This is a genomic window from Streptomyces alkaliphilus (genome assembly GCF_014141535.1).
GTDB classification, from domain to species: Bacteria; Actinomycetota; Actinomycetes; order Streptomycetales; family Streptomycetaceae; genus Streptomyces; species Streptomyces alkaliphilus.
The window spans coordinates 1-715 of record NZ_VKHT01001569.1; the positions used below are offsets into that span (position 1 = coordinate 1).

The following is a 715-nucleotide window of genomic DNA, read 5'->3' on the forward strand; positions in this document are numbered from 1 at the left end:
GACACCGACGCCGTGACCCCGGTCGACCCCCCGCCCCGATGACGACTCCGGGCCGGCCACCCGCACGGGTGGCCGGCCCGGAGTCGGCACGGAGGTCGTCGCCCGGGAGGAGACCGGGGCGAACGCTCAGGCGTTCTCGGAGAAGATCTCCCGCAGCGGCTCCGGCAGCAACTCCTCGCACGCCTCGCGGGAGGGGATCGTCAACGAGTCCTCCACGCAGTCGAAGTAGTCCTTGTAGACCATCTGCACGGTGAACACCGCCGCGACCACGGCCAGCGCGATCCCCGAGAGCACCACACCGGCGATCGCCGAGAGGGTCTGCGGACGCCGTGAGGGATCCTTCGGCCCCCGGTCGTCGCCCACACCGCCCGGCCGGGTGCCGTACCCCTCGCCCGCCTCGCTCCGGGCCGGCTCGGGGTCGACCGCCTCCACGCGGTTCGCCGGGCCCGTCGGCGCGGCCTTCTTCCCCGACAGCGCGCCCCCGCGCAGCGAGTCGATGCCCCAGTACAGACCGAAGGCCGCCAGGAACAGCGCCAGCCAGTCCCAGCCCAACAGCGCGGCGAACACACCCCACATGCCGGCCAGCACCGCGTAACGGGCGTGCCGCTGGATCGGGTCGCTGGGATCCCAGCGCGGACCGGGACGGCCACCCGGCCGGTCCTGGCGCCGCTCCCCGAACCCGCCGCCCTGGCGCCCCGGCTGCCGGCGGCTCCAC

1 pseudogene is annotated in these 715 nt (G+C 75.0%); it reads right to left on the reverse strand.

Annotated features, from left to right (window positions below):
• Positions 1-126 precede the first annotated feature (126 nt).
• Positions 127-715 (reverse strand): annotated as a pseudogene (locus FNQ90_RS25725) (hypothetical protein); the annotation flags it as partial.